The organism is Enterococcus sp. VV15, assembly GCF_005236045.1.
In the GTDB taxonomy this organism is placed as follows: Bacteria; Bacillota; Bacilli; order Lactobacillales; family Enterococcaceae; genus Enterococcus_B; species Enterococcus_B durans.
On sequence record NZ_QPTY01000003.1, the window covers coordinates 31,143 to 53,714 of the forward strand.

A 22,572-nucleotide genomic window follows, 5' to 3' on the forward strand; every position below is an offset into this window, starting at 1 on the left:
AGCAATCTTTCAAAATTAGGTGGTACCGCGTATGAATTAGTCATTCGCCCTTGTTCAAGATGAACGAGGGCGGATTTTTTTTACATAGAAAATAAAAGGAGAGAAAAAAATGAGTTTCCAAAGACCAAAAGGAACAAATGATATTTTACCTGGTGAGTCAGAAAAATGGCAATTTGTAGAAGAAACTGCCCGCTTGTTATTTAGAGATTATCAATATAATGAAATCCGCACGCCTATCTTTGAACATTATGAAGTGATTTCTCGAAGTGTCGGTGATACGACGGATATTGTGTCAAAAGAAATGTATGATTTCTATGATAAGGGTGAAAGACATGTGACCCTTCGACCAGAAGGAACAGCTCCAATCGTGCGGTCTTTTGTCGAACACAAGTTATTTGGACCAGAGTACGCAAAACCGTATAAAACTTTTTACATGGGACCAATGTTTCGTTATGAACGTCCGCAAAAAGGGAGACTGCGTCAATTCCATCAAATCGGCGTAGAAGCGTTTGGTTCTGAAAACCCAGCGACTGATGTTGAAAGCATGGTGATGGCACTTGATTTCTTTAAACAATTAGGAATCAATCAAATCCGTTTAGTCATTAATTCTTTAGGAGACAAAGAAACACGTCAAGCATATCGTCAAGCCTTGATCGACTATCTTGTTCCCTTTGAAGAGCAATTAAGTGAAGATTCAAAACGAAGACTACACGAAAATCCTTTGCGTGTATTAGATAGCAAGGACAAACGCGATCAACGATTTGTAGCAGAAGCACCTTCTATTTTGGACTTTCTAAGCGAGTCAGCCCAAAAACACTTCGATACAGTGGTGACAATGCTAGACGCATTGGATATTCCTTATGAAATCGATCATAATATGGTACGTGGTTTAGATTATTACACGCATACGATTTTTGAAATCATGAGTGATGCACCCAAAATGGGCGCTCAAGCAACGATTTGCGCAGGAGGTCGTTATGACAATCTTGTCGAAGAGTTAGGTGGTCCAGAAACGCCTGGATTTGGGTTTGCGATGGGTATCGAACGCTTGCTGTTGACAATGGAAGCAGAAGAAGTAGTGATCCCTGCATTTAATGAATTAGATGCCTATGTTGTAGCGTTAGGTGAGGAAACAAACATCGAAGCATTGAAGCTTGTACAAGTAATTCGGAATTTTGGCTTTTCTGCGGATCGTGACTTCATGAATCGTAAAGCAAAAGCCCAATTCAAAACGGCAGATAAAGTAAATACAAAATTGGTTTTAGTCATTGGAGCAGATGAATTGGAAAATCAGACAGTGACTGTCAAAGCCATGGCAAATAGAAAAGAAAAAAGCTTCCCATTAACAGAAGTTTATGAACATTTTGATGAAGTCTATGATGAAATGACTTTATTCGAGTAGGAGGAAATGAAAAAATGACACAAAGAACAACATATTGTGGTTTGGTATCTGAAAAAGAATTAGATCAAACTGTCACATTAAAAGGATGGGTCCAAAAACGCCGGGATCTTGGAGGCGTGATTTTTATTGATCTACGTGACCGTGAAGGAATCGTCCAAATCGTCTTTAACCCGGAAGTAAACAAAGAAGCATGGAAAATCGCTGACAAATGTCGTAGTGAATATGTCATTGAGATCACTGGTGTTGTGAAAAAACGTGAAGAACTAGCAATCAATCCAAAAATGGTAACAGGTGAATTTGAAGTATTTGCTAGCGAGATCGTTATTTTGAATAAAGCAAAAACACCACCATTTTTAATCGAAGATGATCAAACAGTCGGTGACGAAATCCGTATGAAATACCGTTATTTGGATTTGCGTCGTCCAAAAATGACAAAAAATATCAAGATGCGCAATGAAACAACGAAAGCAATCCGTCACTATTTAGATGATAACGACTTCTTAGATATCGAAACACCATATCTAGGTAAATCAACACCAGAAGGAGCGCGTGACTATCTAGTTCCTTCTCGTGTCCATGCAGGTCATTTCTATGCGCTGCCACAATCTCCACAATTATTTAAACAATTACTGATGAATGCTGGTTTTGACCGGTATTACCAAATTGTTCGTTGTTTCCGTGATGAAGACTTACGTGGTGATCGTCAACCTGAGTTTACCCAAGTCGATATCGAAACAACTTTCTTAACAACTGAAGAAATCCAAACGTATACGGAAGGATTGATTGCTAAAGTAATGAAAGATGTTCGTGGCATTGATGTTACTTTACCATTTCCTCGTATGACGTATGATGAAGCAATGGACCGTTATGGGAGTGATAAACCAGATACGCGTTTTGACATGGAATTGATCGATTTGAGCAATATCGTGAAAGATGTTGATTTTAAAGTATTCCAAATGGCACTTGAAAAAGGTGGCGTGGTGAAAGTTCTGAATGCGAAGAATGCTGCAAGTAAGTATTCCCGTAAAGATTTAGATAATCTTGGTCAGTATGCTAGTCAATTCGGTGCAAAAGGCTTGGCATGGCTAAAAGTGGAAGAAGATGGATTGAAAGGACCAATTGCTAAATTCATGGGTGATGCAACGGAAGCAATCGTTGCAGCAACAAACGCTGAAGTCGGCGATATCCTCTTGTTTGGTGCGGATAAGAAAGAGATCGTTGCAGCAACTCTAGGTGCGATCCGTTCTCGTTTAGGGAAAGAATTAGGCTTGATCGATGAATCAAAATTCAATTTCTTATGGATCACAGAATGGCCTCAATTTGAATATTCAGAAGAAGAAGGACGGTATGTCTCTGCGCACCATCCATTTACAATGCCTAAAGCAGAAGACGTAGAATTATTAAGTACTGATCCAGGAAAAGTATATGCAGAAGCGTATGATATCGTTTTGAATGGCTACGAATTAGGCGGTGGTTCTATCCGTATCCACACACGAGAACTACAAGAAAAAGTATTAAAAACATTAGGATTTTCTCAAGAACAAATGGAAGAACAGTTTGGCTTCCTATTGACAGCTTTAGATTACGGATTCCCTCCACATGGCGGTATCGCTCTAGGACTAGATCGTTTCGTCATGCTACTGGCTGGTGAAGAAAATATCCGTGAAGTAATCGCATTCCCTAAAAACGGAAAAGCTGCAGATGTAATGAGTGACGCACCAAGTACCGTTTCCGATGCACAACTGTTCGATTTGAATATTGACGTAACAAGTGTAGAATAAATGTAATTAAAACGAGAAGCATGTGTGTCGCGGGAGAGCAAACTCTTAGAAATAAGCTAGAAGTTTTTCAACAATGAAAAGTCGTTGAAAAAAATTCTTTCTTGCTTATTATTGGAGCTGAGTTGTTTTTTCATAACTTCTTTTAGAGGGTGAGACAAGATTGTTTGTCCACTCTCTTTTTTGAGTAAACGATATGGAGAAACATAAGCGATAAGAAGAAATCTGCTTGAGAGAAGTCGAGATTTTCAAAGATTTGAACCGTGATTTTCGTTAATTCTTGCTTATTTTTTTCGGGAGTATATTCCTTTGGTTCTAGCCACTTTTTTGTGTTGATGTTTCCTTGATTTAATTCTAAAACCCTTTATAATTAAGCCATAACATATAAAGTGAGGCTTTTCCATGAAAAAAACTTTCGAAAATTGGACGTACCATGATTATACGACCAAACTTTCGGCATCTATCGTGTATGCATTGATTGCATCTGTAGCACTAAACTTCTTTTATCAACCTGGGCATATCTATTCAAGTGGTATTACGGGATTAGCTCAAATACTGACGACTTTATCGAAATCATTGATTGGTTTTGAAGTACCAGTGTCAACAACTCTTTATCTCTTGAATGTTCCATTATTCATCTTGGCTTGGTTAAAAATCGGAAAGAAGTTTACTATTTTTACCTTTATCACTGTAACTTTGACTTCGCTTTTTATCCATATTTTACCGCAAACAGTTCTTTCAACTGATCCAATCATTTGTGCGTTATTTGGTGGAGCTGTTATGGGACTGGGTATCGGCCTAGTTTTAAGGAATGGGATATCTTCTGGCGGATTGGATATCGTAAGTATCACAATTCGTAAGAAAACTGGTAAATCTATTGGCTCCATTTCGATTTATTTCAATGCGATGATCGTGTTTGTGGCAGGACTTCTTTTTGGATGGCAGTACATGTTCTATAGTACGCTTTCGATTTTTGTCAGTGGAAAAGTCACGGATGTTGTCTACACGAAACAAAAGAAAATGCAAGTGATGATCGTAACAAAACATCCAGAAAAAGTGGTCAATGAAATCCAAAAATGCATGCGTCGCGGAATCACGATCATCAATGAAGCAGAAGGTGCATATAAGCATGACAAACAAACTGTATTGATGACTATTGTGACACGATATGAATTACCACTATTGAGAGAAGCAATGAAAGCCTCTGATCCGCATGCGTTCGTTAGTATCGCAGAAAACGTCCAGATCCTTGGTCGATTTTATGAAGATGGTATTTAGAGTGAACAACGAATAAAACGCTGTAGACAGTCGTAAGGCTGTTTACGGCATTTTCTATGAAAGAAATTCTTCTTGATTGCTATCGTTATTTTTGAAATTTTGTTAAAATTATTAAAAATATGTTCTTTTTTTTTAAGTTTATGGGATGATAGGAAAAATAGTAAAATGGCTGGAATTTATTTTGCTATTTTCACTTAATACACGTATATTATGAATGAAAAAAGTTTATGAAAAGTTGGAATATTGAATGGAAAAAAAGAAAAGGTTAAAAAAAAGTCGCTATATTACTGGCTTTGATGGTATTCGCTCTTTAGCCGTTGTAGGGGTCATTTTATACCATTTATTACCAACCAGTATGAAAGGCGGCTACTTGGGTGTTCCAATATTTTTTGTTGTATCAGGTTACCTGATTACTGATTTGTTGCGACAAGAATGGGAACAAAATGGAAAAATCAACATTTGGCAATTTTATGTCCGGCGAATGAAACGGCTCTACCCCGGTTTAGCATTTCTATTGATTACTGCATCCGCGTACATCACCTTATTTCAACGAGGGTTATTGAACAATCTGCGAGGGGTAGTTGTAAGTAGTTTGCTCTATGTCAATAACTGGTGGCAAATCAACAATGGACTATCTTATTTTGATCGATTCGCCAACGAATCCCCGTTTACACATATTTGGTCGTTGGCAGTAGAAGCACAGAACTATCTGATCTGGCCGGTCATTTTTGTTCTATTGATGGTTTTTGTTCGTGAAAGAAAATGGATTTTCTATACGGTTTTAGGGACCTCTGTTTTATCAGCGATCTTGATGATGATCTTGTACACTCCAGGTGGTGATCCGACACGTGTGTATTATGGAACCGATACACGTCTATTCTCTATCTGGATAGGAAGCGCTCTTGCGTTTGTCTGGCCGAGTACGCGCTTAAAGAAAAATATTCCAAAGCAAGCAAAACGTATTTTGAATCTAGCGGGATTGATTTCGTTACTTGCATTGATCCTTTTCTTTTTCTTCTTAGATGATCATTATAGTTTCGTCTATTATGGTGGGATGTTCTTAGTAAGCATCTTTTGTGTCATCTTAGTTGCTGTAACGGCTCATCCCGGTGCAAGCTTAGATCGTTGGCTGACAAATCCAGTATTTACATGGATCGGAAAAAGAAGCTACGGAATCTATTTATATCAATTTCCAGTGATGATTTTTTATGAAGCAAAAGTGTCAGATATTGCCGATCATGTCTTGATCCACACGGTAATCGAAATCTCCTTGATTTTGATCATCAGTGAATTGTCATATCGCTATATTGAACGACCATTAGCTCGATTTGATTATAGTAGAACACTTCAAGTAGTCAAAGGTTGGTTCAAAACACCGATCATCAGCAAACAAAAACCATGGCTTATCCCTGCAACTTTGGTAGTTATCGTTGCTTTAGTTGGTTTTGTGACCGCGCCAAAAGACTCAGTGACAGCAGACCAGAAACAGTTACAAGCAAAAATTGCTGAGAGTAAAAAATTGGCAGAAGAAAGCCAAAAAGATTCTGAAAAGAATGACGGGATAGTGGATCAAGCAATTCTTGATAAGTACGAGCTAACTGTAGAGCAAGGGAAGAAAGCACAAAAATTGCAACTGACTGCTTTCGGAGACTCTGTTATGCTAGATGCAGCAACAGATTTGAAAGAGGTATATCCACATGTCGTTGTGGATGGAGATGTTGGTCGCCAACTTTATGCGAGTGAACCATACATTGAAGAACTTAAAAAACAAAATCTGTTAAAAGATACTGTATTGATTGGACTTGGTACAAATGGAGCATTTACGGAAGCTCAATTCGATACCATCATGAGCGCTCTAGGTGACCGAAAAGTTTACTGGGTAAACGTTCGCGTACCTACGAAACGTTGGCAAAATGATGTGAATGCGATGCTAGCGGATATGGCGAAGAAGTATGACAACCTCACTTTGATTGATTGGTATGACTATAGTAATGGCCATAGTGATTGGTTCTACGATGATCAGGTTCACCCAAACCCAGAAGGAATGAAACACTATATCCATCTAGTCAGTGAGGCGTTGCTAGGCAAAAGCAAAACAGACACGAAAACAACGAAAGATACAACGGGCGGAAAGAGTGATACAGATGTTTCTATCAGCGAGAGCACTATAAATGAACAACAGTAAGAAGAAACCGGAATAGAAGAATTTCACTCCGAGAATTAGGAAGGGATTCACGAAAATTGCTTTTTCATATTTTTGTAGATGTCAACTTATTATTCAAAGGAGTAGCTTCTGATTCCACCGTTCGTTTTTAGAGTATGGACAAAAGTAGAGAATGCTTTTGTCTATACTCTTTTTTTATTTAAATACGAGCTTAAATCACCTGAATAGGTACATTGAATTGGCGTCTTGAAATCAATAGGATCAGGATTCTCACAAAGTCAGAAAAGAGCATCTGATTTACTTGCTTTCTTCTGGTAGGGGACAAGAAGAGTGAGAAGTTAAGTAGCGCTCTTTTTGTAGTCGAGTTAATTTTTTGAAAGCTGCCTCAGCTTTTGTTGCTTCACTGCGAGAAGCGAATACTTCGGCATGGATCATTTTGACAGGACGACGTTTTTGCAATCGTGTGTATTTAGCTCCAACACCACGATTGTGTTCTCCTAGTCTTCTAGTCAAATCAGTCGTGTAGCCCCCGTAAAATGTGTGGTCCTTGCAATACAAAACATAAAAATAGTGTTCATTGGCCATAAAGCATCCCACGTATTTCCGCAGTGTATTCACCACTTGAATCATAGGTAGTCAAAGGGGGAGCTACTTTGAATCCATCTAATTTTCCTTCTTTGATTCCCTCAACTAATAAAATATTTGCTTCTTTTCCAGCTTTAGGGTAGACGAACTGGATTTTTTTGGGAGCGATTCGGTGTTTCTCCATTACTTTTATGATTTCCAAAAAGCGATCTGGTCGATGGACCATCGTAAATCTGCCATTTGTTTTTAAAAGCTTACTAGAGATCGAAATGACTTCTTCCAAGGTGGTATGGATTTCATGACGAGCTATTGCCAGATGTTCATTAGGATTTTTTTTATTCGTGGGTAATCCCTTGAAATAAGGTGGATTGCAGACAACCAGATCACATGAATTGTGACGTACAACAGAAAGGCTGTCTTTTAAATCAATTGTATGGATCGTCATTTGCTTTTCGAGTTGATTTAAAGCGATACTTCGCCTTGCCATATCTGCCAGTCGTGGTTGGAGTTCGATTGCATCGATGTGGGCGTTAGTCCGCTTACTTAAAAACAGCCCCACAGCTCCATTCCCAGCGCAGAGGTCAACGATTTGGCCTTTTTTTGGTACTCGTGCAAAATTAGCGAGTAAAACAGCATCTAAAGAAAAAGAGAAAACTTCTGAGCTTTGGATGATTTTGATATCCTCCGCATATAATTGGTCGATTCGTTCGTATTCGTGAAGCATAGATTCCCTCCAAAATGAAAAAACTAATTGTTTGTATTATACTATTTTTATAAAAAAGAACAAAGGTAGCTTGTAAAGTCAAATAAATTTAGGCATACTATGACCATAAGCACAGAAAGGAAGAGACTATGTTTTATCGATTTATGAGAGGGATTGTCCGTGTGATTTTAGCTTTGGTCAACGGAAATGCTCGATATGAAAATAAAGAAGTATTGCCACAAGATGAGAATTACATACTAGTTGCTCCGCACCGTACGTGGTGGGATCCCTTGTATCTTGCTGTGGCGGCTGCGCCAAAAGAGTTTAGCTTTATGGCAAAAGAAGAGCTATTCAAAAATCCAGTATTACGTTTTATTTTGACTCATTCCAACGCATTTCCAGTAAAAAGAGATAACCCAGGTCCAAGTGTAATCAAAACACCAGTCAAGATTCTGAAATCAACGAATCTAGGGTTGATCATGTTTCCGAGTGGAACAAGGCATGCAACGGAGCTTAAAGGCGGCATGGCGTTGATCTCTAGAATGTCAAAAGCAAAAATCGTTCCAGCGGTCTATCAAGGTCCGCTTACTTTGGGCGATTTATTCAAACGAAAACGTGTGACCGTCCGCTTTGGCGAACCGATCGATTTATCAGATATCAAAAAAACAGATAAAGAAGGAATGGCGGAAATCGAACGTCGAACACAAGCTGCATTTGATCGTTTAGATAAAGAAGTCAATCCTGATTTCAAGTATGAGATCCAAAAGAAAGATTGATCTAACAAGTGTAGAAATGATTTATCCAAAGCGGTCGAGACAAAAGTCGTTTAGGTTTGAGAAATTGGAGAGAAAAACGAGCAATACGTTTTTTGTATTGCTTTTTTTTTTTTGAAATTTCCGAAAAACCTGATTTTTTGGACGCCGTTTATTCGAGAGTCTGTAGCAAAACAGATTTTTAGATTTGTCCTATATTCTTTTTTACATCTTTCACAAAATATCACAGGTGTCATGTAGTTATTGAAAGTGTTATAATAGTCAGAAGGACATTTTTTGAGGTGATGAGATGCGTTTTTTACATACAGCCGATTGGCATATAGGGAAAAAATTACAAGGCTATGATTTGATTGAAGATCAAAAATATGTACTAGCACAAATTTTAGAAATTGCAAAAGAAGAAAAAGTGGATGCAATCGTTATTGCAGGTGATTTGTATGATCGAAGCGTGCCTGCTGTTGATGCTATCGAAGTTTTCAATGAGTTGATGGTCGAGTGGAACTTGCACGAGAAATTCCCGATTTTTGCGATCTCAGGAAACCATGATAGTAATATCCGTTTATCTGCGGGAACACCTTGGTTTAGTCACTCCAATTATTTTTTACAAACACGATTTGAAGAATCATTCCAACCGATCGAATTTAAAAACAGTCAATTTTTTTTATTGCCTTATTTTGAACCGATAGCAGCAAGGATTTATTTTGAAGATGACACGATCAAGACGATTCAACAAGCCATTGAAAAAGTAGTGGACCGAATGCAAGAAGCATTTGATCCGAATAAAAAACATATACTGATTAGTCATTTTTGTGTCATGGGAAGTACAAAATCGGATTCGGAAACAAAGATCGAAGTTGGTGGGCTAGATGCGGTCCCTGGAGAACTGTTTGAACCCTTCGATTATGTGGGATTAGGACATTTGCACAATAAGTCAGCGTTGCATCAAAAAAACGCTCGTTATAGCGGTTCTCCACTAAAATTTTCTCTTTCAGAAATCAATCAGCAAAAGGGCGTGTGGATCGTTGATCTGGAGGAAGAATTATCTTTAACTTTTCGCGAATTGACGCCGCTATTTGAAATTGAAGAAATCACTGCACCCTTCAAAGAATTGTTAGATCCAACATTTTATCAGAAAATCAATCGAGAAAATTATGTACAGATTTATTTGGAAGACCGAACGATCATTCCGAATATGATGAACCAACTACGAAAAATCTATCCGAGGATCCTAGGGGTAGAAAGATCAAATGGTCGTGAAGTTCAAGTAAAGAGAAATTCGAAAAAAGCGGTGACCAAAGATCCGCAAAAATTAGTGCAGGGATTCTTCAAAGAGATGACAAATGAAGAATTGACAGAAAAACAAAACCAGTGGCTGACAGAAACATTACAAGAACTTACGGAAACGGAATGATCAATAGTGAAACCTAAAAAATTAACATTAAAAAATTTTGGTCCATTTATTGATGAGACCATTGATTTTTCTAAACTTACGGATGCACCACTTTTCTTGATCACAGGTAAAACAGGTGCAGGAAAGACAACGATTTTTGATGGTATGACCTACGCACTATTTGGCGAAACTTCGGGTAAGATTCGTTCAGCGAAAGAAATGCGTTCCCTTTTTGCAACACCGGAAGAGGAAACGAGTGTCTTGTTTTCTTTTGAACATCAGCAGATGAGTTACGAAATAGAACGAAAACCAGAACAGGTACTTGCGAAACGTAAAGGCAATGGCAATCGGAAGCAAGCTGCTAAAGTGTCATTAACAATTTTTGATGAGAAAGGCAAAGAAGTCAAACAGTACACGAAGCGTAGCGAAGCCGATCAATTGATCAAAGAATTGTTGAATCTGGATGCGAAGCAGTTCTCGCAAATCGTGTTATTACCGCAAGGCGAATTTCGTAATTTTTTGATTTCTTCAAGTAGTGAAAAAGAAGGGGTTCTCCGTAATTTATTTGGTTCACAATTCTTTCAGCAATTTAATGAACAATTGAAAGAAAAGGCAAAGTTACAACAGCAAAAGTTGGACCATCTGGAACAAGAACTAACGTTGCTTCGAAAACGTTTTGTGAGGATGAATGAAGAGCCAACTGAAAATGTGAGTTATGAAGAAACGATTGCTCTTTGGCAGCATGAACAGACAGCACTTGAAGAAATCATCTTGGCTGAAAAAGCCAAACTTTTGAAATTACAAGAGCAACAAAAACAAATAGAAAATGATTATTACCTTTCAGAATCTTTGAATAAAAGCTATAAAGAAAAAACAAGATTGATCCAACGAAAAAAAGAATTAGACGAAAAAGAGACAGTGATCGCTGAAAAAAGGCAATGGATCAAACAATATGAATTTGCCCAAAAATTACAGGATACTATAGCAAGAAGTCAGGAATACGTAAGTGATCAGATTGAAATGGCAACAAAAGAAAGAACTTATTTTGAACAACTTACGCATAAAGAACAGCTCTACAAAAAATGGTTAGAACAAGAAGAAAGACGAATGGCTCTCCAAAAAGAAATCAACGGGTTATCTAAAGATTTTCAGGAGAAAAAAATATTATTGCCAATCACTGATCAATGGCAACAAAAGCAAGTGGACCTAAAAGAGTTACAAGAGGAAGAGCAAGCGCTACAAGAGAAAAAAAGGGTCATCAGCCAAGAAGAAGCGCAGATTCTATTGGAACAACAAAAAATCCAAGAACAACTGGCAGAACAAGAGGAGCTACAAGAAAATCGACTTCATTATGAAAAACTCCGCCAAGAATATGAAAAACATCAAGAGATGATCGAACAATGGAACGAAAAGAAAGAACAGATTGAAAGTTATCGAGTACAGTTAAATGAGATCAATAGTCAGTTTGAAGCAAACCAAGAGTATCTAAGTCAACAGACAGAACTGTTAGACCGCTTGAAAAGTCAGTGGGCGAGCCAACAAATTGCACGACTACAGCTATTATTACTTCCAGGACAACCTTGTCCAGTATGTGGGGCGATAGAACATCCTAATCAACAGGATCAGCATGAGCTGCCAGAAAAAGAAGAAATCGTGGCACTTGAACAAAAATTAGCGCAAACAGAATCAACGATCGATCAAATCCATCAAGAAATTGGTCGAAACGAAGCAGATCGAACGAAAATTTCTGAGCAACTAACAAATCTTACTGAATGGTGTTCATCTAAGAGAGAAGAAATTGCTAAAAACGAAGAAATATTGAAAACGAAAATCAAAAAAACTTTCAGATTTGCGAAGGTGAGCGATCTTGTTGTATCCTTAAAGGAAATCAACCGTGATTTAACGGCTCAGATAAGTGTTATTGCACAGGCAAAGAAAGCCCAACAAGAAATACTGGAGAAATTACCAGAAATCACGGATAGGTTAAAAGAAATCGGACAATACATTGATCAAAATAAAGAAAAAATCCAACAAACACAAGGTGAATCAGCCAGTTTGGCCAAGCAGTTGGAAAAGATCGATACCCATACATTATCGGCGGACGTCAAATACTTAGAAGAACAAATCTCTTCAAAAATGCAGTGGCTATCGAAAGAAATGGAGCAAGGTCTTAGTTATTCACAAGAAATCAACTTATTGAAAACACAGCTTGATACGATCCATGAACAGCAGAAAAAAAATGATCAAAAACTTGAAAGCATCCAAGAGAAAATTTCAGAAAAAATGAAGGAACAGGACTACTTCAAAGAAACTGAGGAGATTCTTTCTTTTGTGCAACAAGAAGAAGTATACAATGAAGCAGTTCAATCCACCGATGCCTATGAAGAAGAATGCTTGATTGTAGATGACCGACTTGCACAACTAGCAACGATTTCTCTGGAAGAAGAGCTTCAGGATTTAAATGATTTGAAGGAACAGTTAGAAAGAATAAAAGAAGAAGTAACGAAACAGCAAGAAAGTTGCTATCGTTGGCAAGAACAAAAGAATCAGAATCAACAGATTATTGAGGAGTTTTCTTCGATTTATCAAACCAGTCAGAAACAGTTAGATGAACTGATCGAACTGCAACAACTTGCACAAACGATCAATGGTGAGAACCCTCGAAAGACTAGCTTAGAGAGATATGTGCTACAAGTCTACTTACAAGAAGTACTTCAAGTGGCCAACTCACAGTTGCAACGTTTAACAAAAAATCGGTATCAATTTGAGTTAGCCGAAGAAGTAGGTAGTTATCGTGGTAAAACGGGTCTTGAAATCAATATCTACGATGATGAAGCGGGAATGTCTCGAGGTGCGCATACTCTCTCAGGTGGGGAAAGTTTTATTGCAGCTCTTTCATTAGCATTAGCATTAGCCGAAGTGATCCAAGCACAAACAGGTGGAGTAACCATTGAGGCCTTATTTATTGATGAAGGCTTTGGTTCTTTAGATGAAGAAGCACTTGAAATGGCTATTGAGGCATTGGAAACGATTGAAAGTGAAGGACGAATGATTGGTATCATCAGTCATGTAAGGGAATTAAAGGAAAGAGTTGTACAACAAATAAGAATCAGTACAGAAGGTAGTGGCCAAAGTAAGGTACGCTATCATCTTGGATAATAGGGGGATGAACAACGATGAAATGGAGTATACCGGAAAAAGTCATTGCAAGAGGACGTCAGTACCTGCAAGAAGGACGGGTGTTATCGGTAGTCCCTGACCAAGAAGAAAAAGTATGGCATGCAGAAGTTTTAGGTAGCGAACTATACATGGTTGATTTGGATGGCACAGCAAAAGAAGTTGATTTTTGTCAATGTCCTTACTGGGAAGAGCATAAGTATTGCAAGCATACTGTGGCAGTGGAGTTGTACTTGCGATCCAAGAATCTTTCACGAATCATTCAAGCAGATCAGGCAATGATCGAACCAGTGAAAAGAAGTAGTGAGGGAGAGATCTTATCAAAAGGATTTTCGCGGCTTAAAATCAAAAATACTGCTCAAAGAATACAACCCTTGATTGTTGAATATCAGGTAGAGGCAATCGAAACAAATCATTATCACCCAGAATTAGCTATCTTAGGGCTCTATTTACGTATTGGTTATTTAGATAATCCAAAGAAAACATATATCGTCAAAAATATTTTTGATTTTCTTCAATCCTTTACTGAAAATGAGAACTATACCGTTAATAAGCAGTATCAATTTCAGTTAGATCATCGTGCGTTCCAGAGTGAGGATCAGGAGATTTTATCTCAATTAGCAGGTTGTGCCCAAACGCAACTTCTTTTAGGCTCAAGTGGGATGCAAGTGAAAGGCAAACTTGATAAACGTTTTCTACTATTGCCGATCGAACAAGCTAAATCGTTGCTGTCAAAGATGAATCAAACGACACGCTTGCAAGTACAAATCAATGAGTTGAAGTTTCAAGGCATCCAATTTTCTGAGAATGAGAAACCATTGATATTCACAGTAACAAAGCAAAATGAGTCTTATCGATTAGTTGCACAAAATGATTTTGATTTATTTTTGACACATTACCAGTGGGGAATGATCCAAGGAACTTTTTATTCATTAAATAAGCAGCAGCAAGCTGTCTATTTAACTTGGAAACAACTCATGCGAAGATTTACAGAACCAGAAGTATTATTTGAGAAAAAAGAGCTTTCTTCTTTATTTAAAGAGATCATTCCGTTACTTTCCGAGGTTGGTGAGGTAGAGGTAGCTGATGAAGTGAAAGCAGAAGTGACGGATATTCCTGTTGAATTTGTTTTTTACTTCCGTAAATCAAAAGGAAAGATACAAACACGTATTGATTTCGTCTATGATAAAGTGATTTTTTCAACCGATGCAAAACATGAAGTGAGTGCTGGGGATTCTTCAGAAGTATTGAGGGATAAAGCACAAGAACAACGAGTTCTGGATTTATTCAAGATGTATCGTTACCGAAAAAATGAAACTGGTTATGAACGTGCTTTGCCATCAGGCGAAGAATTGTATGCTTTTTTCCGTACAGAATTGGCAGTTTTCCGTCAATTTGGTGAAGTCCGGCTTGGTAAAAAGCTTCGTGAATTGTACTTAGATGCGCAGCGACATCAACCAAAAATAGAGGTAGAAGAAACAAGCTCGTGGTTAGATATACGATTTGACGTGACGGGGATCAATGAACATGAGATTGACCAAGTTTTACAAAGTTTATTACGTAATGATGCTTTTTATACCCTAGAAAATGGTCAAGTATTATCATTCGATTCAGAAGAATTTCAACAAACCAGTCAAGTATTACAACAATTTAGAGAATCTATCCGCTCAGATTCAGGGACAATACATCTACCGAAAAATCAAGGATTGATCATCCAAGATAAATTGTCAGGTAGTAATGCAACCTTTAGTGATTCATTCCAAAAAATGATCCAGGATCTGATCCAACCGGAACAATACCAGGTAGAATTACCTGAAATATTGCATGCTGAGCTCAGAGATTACCAAAAACAAGGGTTTAAATGGTTAAAAATGTTAGGAAACTATCAATTTGGCGGAATCTTAGCAGATGAAATGGGACTTGGGAAAACGTTGCAGACGATTGCATACTTACTTTCTGAAAAAGAAGGAAAAGGAAATCTATCTGCTTTGATCGTTGCACCAGCAAGTTTGATCTACAACTGGCAAGCAGAAGTGAAAAAATTTGCGCCTTCTTTAAGTATCCAAGTGATTAACGGCAACAAAAAAGAACGTGAAGAGCTATTATCACTTGAAGCAGATATAAGAGTGACATCCTATGCAAGTTTGAGGCAAGATCTAGCAGATTACCAAGAAAAAATAATCAACTATCTGATATTAGATGAAGCACAAATGGTTAAAAATAGTAGTACAAAGACCGCTCAAGCTCTACGAGAACTAAGTATTCCACAACGATTTGCGTTGAGTGGGACACCAATAGAAAATAACCTAGAAGAATTATGGTCACTTTTTGCGACAATCATGCCAGGATTTTTCCCGAACAAAACACGATTTAGGGAATTGACTCCAGAAGAAATTGCGAAGATGATCCGGCCATTTGTATTGCGCCGCGATAAACAAACGGTACTCAAAGACTTACCTGAAAAAACTGAGATGAATCTTTACTCAGCATTAACTGAAGAACAAAAAACGGTATATCTAGCCTATCTGCGTCAAATGAGAGAAGAAATCACCTCAATGGATTCTGAAACATTCAAAAAGAATCGAATCGGTATTTTAGCAGGACTGACTCGATTACGACAGATATGCTGTGATCCGCGTTTATTCATTGATGATTATCAAGGTGGTTCTGGCAAATTAGAGCAAGTAAAAGATTTACTTGTAGCAGCAAAAGAAAATAATCGTCGTGTCCTATTGTTTTCACAATTCACAGGAATGTTGACAATTTTGCAAGAGGAATTAGCTGAATTGGGTCTTTCCACATTCTATTTGAGAGGAAGTACTAAGCCACAAGATCGTTTAACGATGGTTGATGCGTTTAATGAAGGAGAAAGAGATGTTTTCTTGATTTCGTTAAAAGCAGGAGGGACTGGATTGAACCTGACTGGCGCAGATACCGTGATTCTTTACGATTTATGGTGGAATCCAGCAATTGAGGAACAAGCAGCTGGTAGAGCCCATCGGATCGGCCAAAAGAATGTCGTTGAAGTGTGGCGAATGATCGCAGAAGGAACGATCGAGGAACGAATGGATTCTCTGCAACAAGAGAAACGAGAATTATTCCAAAAAGTCATCCAAGGGAATGAGGAACAATTGACTAAATTAACAGAAGAAGATATTCGTATGATCCTCAGTGTTGGAGAATTGGAAGAATAGGAAGTATCATAAACTGTTAGATTTAGAAGATAAGTTACTAAAATGAATGAAGCCAAATAATCTAAAATAGCTTTCCTGAATTGCAATCAAACGATAGAGTGACTATCTTTTGGCTTGCAAATGCTATTTTAAAGATTATTTGGCTTATTTTTTTGCGTTATAAAGTTAGGGTAACGACATCAGCTAAAAATAGCTTGCATTGTTTCTAACAATTGATCAAAAGAGGTGATTTCGATGTCGCAAGTTGGTGATTCATCAATTCTTCGTTCGCGATGGTTGAACCAAAGAGCTTGCCAGTCTGCTTTTTTTGCGCCTAGCACATCGTTATCGTAGTTATCGCCAACATATAATGTTTCACATGCTGTCATATTGAATTGCTTTTCAGCGAGTTGAAAAATTTCTTTTTCAGGTTTTTGATAACCTGTTGCTTGAGAAACGATCATGTTTTCAGCAGGAATCCATTTTTTTAATTGAAGCTGATTCAATTTTTTTGTTTGATGATCAGTAGGGCCGTTTGTGATGATTCCAAGAGGAACATCTTTTGCTTTCAAAAAATCTAATGTTTTCTTTACTTCTTTATGAAGACAAATATTACCTAACTCTTCTTCATAAACTTGTTGGAAATAAAGGCCATCTTTTTCAGTGATATGGGGATAGTCCAAATCTTTGAGTGATTGACTGATCCGGTGTGCTCGCATGTATTCCAATGTCCAATTACCTGCCATTACTTTAGGAAAATTTTCGTCACTATGATGGCGGAAACGGATATATAATGGATGCATATCTTCATCCGAAACAAGCGGAACGACTCTTTTTACCGCATTTCTAAATGGTTGTTGCTGATCGTACATCGTATCATCAACATCAAACACAACTGACTTAATCAAATTTTACACGCCTTTCGGTTTTCATCATTTTTTTCACAAATCCTCGACTATTGTAACAGAAAAATAAGCTTTAAAAGCTTGTTAAATAAAGGTTTTTATTACTATATTTCGAATTAGTTGACAGGATAAGGTTTTAAAATTTCAGTTTTTTTCACTAAAAATAGAAAAATGATTCATAGTTTGATGAACAAACTAATCATTATTGACTAAAGTCGATCAAGAATTTTAATTCAAGAAAGGGTATATTTACAGTTACACTTGTTTTTCTAATACAGAAAAAATAAATTAATTAAAAAATAAAATAACGATAATATGAAAAAATAAGTAAATTTTATTCTGTATGATACATCCAGCAATAAAAAAAATCAGTTGTATTATTGAGAAAATAAGCGTTATATTAATTCTAATCAGTACTTGCAAATCAAGATTATTTTGGATAAAAATAAATAAAAAACATAATTATCCTAATGAAAACGTTACCTGATAGTAGTTCATATAAAATAATGACACAGATTTAATAGCTGTTTTACTGTTTTTGTTCATTTGAATTAGATTTGAAAACTCTCATTTTTAAATGGTTAACCAAGGTCTAAACGCTGGTTTTACGGAATATAAATCTTAGATAACTTTCATTTTTTGAAAAAAATTTATGAAAAAAGGTAGCTATTTAAAAGTTGATTATGTATAATAGAAACAGATGGAAGATTATAATGATCTTCTGTTACAAAAAAGTGGCAATAGCCACAAAAAGGAGTGGTGCACGTTGTTAACACTATATACTTCCCCAAGTTGTACTTCCTGCAGAAAGGCTCGTGCGTGGTTGCAAGAACATCAGATTCCATTTGTTGAACGTAATATCTTCTCTGAACCTCTAAACAGTTCAGAATTAAAAGCAATCTTACAAATGACAGAAGATGGCACAGAAGAAATTATTTCAACACGATCTAAAGTTTTCCAAAAACTAAACATGGATCTTGATGAATTACCGTTGCAAGAATTATTGGAACTTGTACAAAATAACCCTGGATTGTTGCGTCGTCCAATTATGATCGATGACAAACGTCTGCAAGTTGGTTTTAATGAAGATGAAATCCGTCGTTTCTTACCACGAGATGTACGTCAGTTAGAATTGCGTCAAGCACAATTGATGGCTGGTTTATAGAAAAAAATCTTAACTTAGAAAAACTTTCAAATAGTTTTTCTAAGTTTTTTTTATATCCTTATGATCAACAGATGGAATACTAGAAAAGTAATCATTTTTTTGTATGGTGGCATGAGAGAAAAGAAGAAGGATTTGCCAAGAGTGTCAAGTAAATGGAAAAAATTTAGTTTGTTTTTAAGCGATAATTATTTTTCTTTACATTTAAGCTTATTTCGATACAATGAAGATATATTGACTGTTGTGGCAAAGTGAGGTGTAGCAAAATGGAAATGGAACATATTAACGAAAATACAATACGAGTAATGATTGGGCATGAAGACTTAGAAGAGCGAGGAGTCTCATTTTTGGATCTACTTGGAAACCATAGAGAAATTGAAAACTTTTTCTATAGTATTCTGGAAGAAGTGGATATTGAAGATGAGTTTCGCAGCAGTGAGGCTGTTACTTTTCAGGTGTTGCCAAAAGGAGATGGCTTAGAACTTTTTATCAGCAAAAATCTTCCAAATGAAGAAATGCTCCAAAATGATGAAAATTCGTTGGATTCTGATGATGTGACTGAGTTTATTCAACAACAAATTCTGAATAATGAAGTAGAAGAATCGGACGAACGCATTTCCGATGAAATTGAACACCAAGCAATTTTTGCTTTTGACGACTTTGAACAAATGATTCAATTGGCAAATAATGTAGAACTAGAATCAGCGTGGACGGATATCTACCTATTAGATGATGTGTACTACTTAGTTGTTCATTTTTGGATGGAAAATTTATCCCAAATGGACGTTGAAAACCAAATTGCACGCATTTTGGAGTACGCAGAAAAAAGTGATCGTACAAATGAAACACTGAATGAGTATGCCAAACTCATTATGGAAAGAAATGCATTAGAACGAACACGATTTTATTTTGCTTGATCAAAATAAAATTTCTCCACCAGTTTAGAATAGATAAGAAGAGGGTGGACAAAAGTGTTTTTTACTTTTGTCCCACGCTCTTTTTTTGCGTATGTTTTTTTGGAGGTGAGAATAATGCTTTATGCCATCGATAAGAAGGGAAAACAGTTTCCTGCTCAAAAAGTGACGAAAGAGCATTTGCTTTTTTGTCCGGTGTGTCAAGGGCGGGTGATTTTAAAAAATGGGAAACAAAAAAGTGCGCACTTTGCGCATAAAAGCTGTAAAGTATGTACTGGTTTTAGTGAAGGCGAAACGGAAGAACACCTAAACTTAAAACAAGTCGTGTTTGATTGGCTTCAGAGACATTCACCAAATTCAGCGATTCATCTAGAGGGATACTTGCCGAAAATTCGTCAAAGACCGGACGTTCTTTACGAAACATTAGCAATAGAAATTCAGTGTTCCACATTACCATACAGAAGATTAGAAGAACGAACAAACACATATCGAAAAAATGGCTATGGAGTGTGGTGGATCATAGGAAACAACTTTTTAAAAAATAAAAAATTAACGATGATCGAAAAACGTTTTTGTGCATTTAATGAAAGTTGTGGGCTTCATCTATGGCAATTGGACTGGAAAAAAAAACAATTGATTCTGCGTTATCATATGAAAGAAACGATTAATGGTAAAATCACCTATGAAAAAAAATCGTGGTTGTTTTTCAGTGGTGTGTTGCCAAATCTTTTTAATGAAATCGTTTGCGATATAAAACCTGAAATATTATCTAAAAGAGTAACCTATAAAAGATGGCTCCAGCATCAACTATTTTCGCGACATCCTAAATATATCAAGTTACAAGGTATCTGTTACACCTATCAAAGGCACTTGCTGTATTTACCAGATTGGATGTATCGTGATAGTTACTTTTTCTTCTATTTTAAAGAGTTAGTATTTCTTTATCGAATCTTGTATGAGGAGGTTTCTATTAGCGAGGCACATAAAAGCAGTCATGGGCGATACCTAAGATGGTTACAAAAACTTTTTGCGTATAAAAAAAGCTGGCAATTCCCGCTTGTTAGGGAATCAATCATTTATTCTTCATTTTATGAAGAATGTCGCCTATATTCTATGTGTAAACCGAATTAAGTTGTGCTAAAATGGATTTCAATAGCTAGTGCTATGAAGGTGGACATCTTGATTGTAAAAAAGATGCGATAGGATTGAAAAAAAGGAGTGTATTCAATGAGTGAAACGACCAAATTACCAAAAAGAGAAGAATTACCTGAAGAACTAACATGGGACTTAACGAAAATCTTTGCAAACGATCAAGAATTCGATCAGGCTTATGAAAAATTGACTGAAGAATTAAAAAATTCTGATAAATATAAAGGAACTTTGGCAAATAGTACTACAGAATTTTTGGATGCACTTGAATTTGTTTTAGATGTTTATCGAAAAATCGAACGTATCTATGTTTATTCTAGTATGAAAAATGATCAAGATACTGCAAATACAACTTCTCAAGCGTTGTATGCCCGAGCTGGCAGCTTATTAGCAAAAGTGAGTGAAGCTATTTCGTGGTACGAACCAGAAGTACTTCAACTTTCAGATGACCAAATCTGGCAGTACTTTGAACAAGAACCAAAACTAGAAATTTATCGCCATTATATCCAACAAATGGTAGATAATAGAGCGCATGTCCTATCTGCTGAACAAGAATCTTTACTTGCAGGAGCAGGTGAAATATTTGGTGCTTCTAGTGATATCTTTGCGGTATTGAACAATGCTGATCTAGAGTTTCCTACGATCACAGATGAAAATGGAAAAGCAATCCAACTATCTCACGGTGTTTACGGTCAATTGTTAGAAAGTACGGATCGTAATGTTCGTGAAGCGGCATTCAAAGGATTTTATAGTGTATATGAACAATTTAAAAATACATTTGCATCTACATTGAGTGCGCATATCAAAGGCCATAATTATAAAGCAAAAATTCGTCATTACAAGTCAGCTCGTGAAGCTTCTTTAAGTAACAACCATGTTCCAGAAAGCGTGTATGATACATTAGTTGAAGTTGTCAATAAAAACTTGCCATTATTACACCGTTATATGTCTGTTCGTAAACGTCTTTTAGGTGTAGACAAACTACACATGTACGATCTATATACACCAGTTCTAGGTGAAGCACCAATCAAGTTTACCTATGAAGAGGCAAAAGCGAAAGCATTGGAAGCCTTAAAACCAATGGGTGAGGAATATCTGGCAGTCGTTGAAAAAGCCTTTTCTGAACGCTGGATCGATGTAGTGGAAAACAAAGGCAAACGTAGTGGCGCGTATTCTTCAGGAAGCTATGATACAAATCCATACATTCTATTGAATTGGCATGATGCCTTGGATCAGTTATTCACATTGGTGCATGAAATGGGACATAGTGTCCACAGTTACTTCACTCGTTCAAACCAACCTTATGTGTATGGGGATTATCCGATTTTCTTAGCTGAAATTGCATCAACAACGAATGAAAATATTTTAACGGAGTACTTGTTGGAAACAGAAGAAGATCCTCGAGTACGGGCGTATGTTTTGAATCATTACCTTGATGGATTCAAAGGTACGATATTCCGTCAAACTCAATTTGCAGAATTTGAACATTTTATGCATGAAGAAGATGCAAAAGGTATTCCGTTGACAAGTGAATACTTGAGTGAAAATTATGGGAAACTGAATACTAAATATTATGGACCAGCTGTAGAAGAAGATCCAGAAATCAAGTATGAATGGTCACGTATCCCTCATTTCTATTACAATTACTATGTTTATCAATATTCGTCTGGATTTTCAGCTGCCTCTGCTTTAGCGAAGAAAATCTGGACGAAAGAACCGCAAGCATTAGAAAACTACCTTACTTATCTGAAGTCTGGAAGTAGTGATTATCCCGTTGAAGTAATGAAAAAAGCGGGTGTCGATATGACGAAAGCAAATTATATCGAAGATGCAATGGTCATATTTGAAAAACGCTTGAATGAACTAGAAGAATTAGTAGAAAAATTATAAGTGGCTGTTTACTTTTCGACAATCATTCTTTTTTGAATGAGAAGTAAGGAATGATATTGAACGAAAAGAGGTTGTGGCAGAAGAGGCTAACTCCGAGAAAGAAGAAGGATACATGCAAATTTCTTGCCC

15 protein-coding genes and 1 other annotated feature (1 of these 16 cut by a window edge) are annotated in these 22,572 nt (G+C 36.8%); of the genes, 12 read left to right on the forward strand and 3 right to left on the reverse strand.

Annotated features, from left to right (window positions below; genetic code table 11):
- Positions 1–55: a binding site (T-box leader), on the forward strand; it begins 154 nt to the left of the window's first position.
- Between the two features lie 54 nt (positions 56–109).
- The 4 genes from hisS (at position 110) to DVW83_RS02020 (ending at position 6,643) form a co-directional block, all read left to right on the forward strand.
- Positions 110–1,402 carry a histidine--tRNA ligase gene (hisS, locus tag DVW83_RS02005; protein ID WP_104662000.1) on the forward strand — a complete coding sequence of 431 codons (1,293 nt, stop codon included), beginning with the start codon at positions 110–112 and terminating at the stop codon, positions 1,400–1,402.
- Positions 1,403–1,416: 14 nt separating this feature from the next.
- The gene (gene aspS / locus DVW83_RS02010; RefSeq protein WP_137238940.1) at positions 1,417–3,183 is read left to right on the forward strand and encodes an aspartate--tRNA ligase; all 1,767 of its coding nucleotides are present in this window, start codon (positions 1,417–1,419) and stop codon (positions 3,181–3,183) included.
- Positions 3,184–3,582: 399 nt separating this feature from the next.
- On the forward strand, positions 3,583–4,458 hold the full coding sequence (locus DVW83_RS02015; protein WP_005877306.1) for a YitT family protein: 876 nt from the start codon (positions 3,583–3,585) through the stop codon (positions 4,456–4,458).
- Between the two features lie 247 nt (positions 4,459–4,705).
- Positions 4,706–6,643 carry an acyltransferase family protein gene (locus tag DVW83_RS02020; protein ID WP_137238942.1) on the forward strand — a complete coding sequence of 646 codons (1,938 nt, stop codon included), beginning with the start codon at positions 4,706–4,708 and terminating at the stop codon, positions 6,641–6,643.
- A 276-nt stretch (positions 6,644–6,919) separates the two neighbouring features.
- On the opposite strand, the gene DVW83_RS02025 is transcribed toward DVW83_RS02020, so the two are convergent.
- Together DVW83_RS02025 and DVW83_RS02030 are read right to left on the reverse strand one after the other, a co-directional pair.
- Complete coding sequence (locus DVW83_RS02025) at positions 6,920–7,207, reverse strand: GIY-YIG nuclease family protein (RefSeq protein ID WP_081134901.1); 288 nt, start codon at positions 7,205–7,207, stop codon at positions 6,920–6,922.
- Complete coding sequence (locus tag DVW83_RS02030; protein ID WP_104661997.1) at positions 7,197–7,931, reverse strand: tRNA1(Val) (adenine(37)-N6)-methyltransferase; 735 nt, start codon at positions 7,929–7,931, stop codon at positions 7,197–7,199. Before DVW83_RS02030 ends, DVW83_RS02025 begins: the two co-directional genes overlap by 11 nt.
- A 128-nt stretch (positions 7,932–8,059) precedes the next feature.
- On the opposite strand from DVW83_RS02030, the gene DVW83_RS02035 reads away from it, so the two are divergent.
- The 4 genes from DVW83_RS02035 (at position 8,060) to DVW83_RS02050 (ending at position 16,444) form a co-directional block, all read left to right on the forward strand.
- A complete protein-coding gene (locus DVW83_RS02035) occupies positions 8,060–8,686 on the forward strand; it encodes a lysophospholipid acyltransferase family protein (RefSeq protein ID WP_005877298.1) in 627 nt (208 codons plus the stop codon).
- A gap of 286 nt (positions 8,687–8,972) precedes the next feature.
- The gene (locus DVW83_RS02040) at positions 8,973–10,094 is read left to right on the forward strand and encodes an exonuclease SbcCD subunit D (RefSeq protein WP_104660692.1); all 1,122 of its coding nucleotides are present in this window, start codon (positions 8,973–8,975) and stop codon (positions 10,092–10,094) included.
- A 6-nt stretch (positions 10,095–10,100) separates the two neighbouring features.
- Positions 10,101–13,232, forward strand: a complete 3,132-nt coding sequence (locus tag DVW83_RS02045; RefSeq protein WP_104660691.1) for an AAA family ATPase — start codon at positions 10,101–10,103, stop codon at positions 13,230–13,232.
- A 17-nt stretch (positions 13,233–13,249) separates the two neighbouring features.
- On the forward strand, positions 13,250–16,444 hold the full coding sequence (locus DVW83_RS02050) for a DEAD/DEAH box helicase (RefSeq protein WP_104660690.1): 3,195 nt from the start codon (positions 13,250–13,252) through the stop codon (positions 16,442–16,444).
- A 179-nt stretch (positions 16,445–16,623) separates the two neighbouring features.
- On the opposite strand, the gene DVW83_RS02055 is transcribed toward DVW83_RS02050, so the two are convergent.
- Positions 16,624–17,331 (reverse strand): HAD family hydrolase, encoded by a 708-nt coding sequence (locus tag DVW83_RS02055; protein WP_104660689.1) that lies wholly within the window; start codon positions 17,329–17,331, stop codon positions 16,624–16,626.
- A gap of 763 nt (positions 17,332–18,094) precedes the next feature.
- Between DVW83_RS02055 and spxA the strand changes: the two genes are divergently transcribed.
- The 4 genes from spxA (at position 18,095) to pepF (ending at position 22,443) form a co-directional block, all read left to right on the forward strand.
- Positions 18,095–18,493 (forward strand): transcriptional regulator SpxA, encoded by a 399-nt coding sequence (gene spxA, locus DVW83_RS02060; RefSeq protein WP_005877288.1) that lies wholly within the window; start codon positions 18,095–18,097, stop codon positions 18,491–18,493.
- A gap of 263 nt (positions 18,494–18,756) precedes the next feature.
- On the forward strand, positions 18,757–19,407 hold the full coding sequence (locus DVW83_RS02065; protein WP_104660688.1) for an adaptor protein MecA: 651 nt from the start codon (positions 18,757–18,759) through the stop codon (positions 19,405–19,407).
- A gap of 114 nt (positions 19,408–19,521) precedes the next feature.
- A complete protein-coding gene (locus DVW83_RS02070) occupies positions 19,522–20,535 on the forward strand; it encodes a competence protein CoiA (protein ID WP_137238944.1) in 1,014 nt (337 codons plus the stop codon).
- Positions 20,536–20,631: 96 nt separating this feature from the next.
- The gene (pepF, locus tag DVW83_RS02075; RefSeq protein ID WP_123863057.1) at positions 20,632–22,443 is read left to right on the forward strand and encodes an oligoendopeptidase F; all 1,812 of its coding nucleotides are present in this window, start codon (positions 20,632–20,634) and stop codon (positions 22,441–22,443) included.
- The last annotated feature ends 129 nt before the right edge of the window (positions 22,444–22,572 follow it).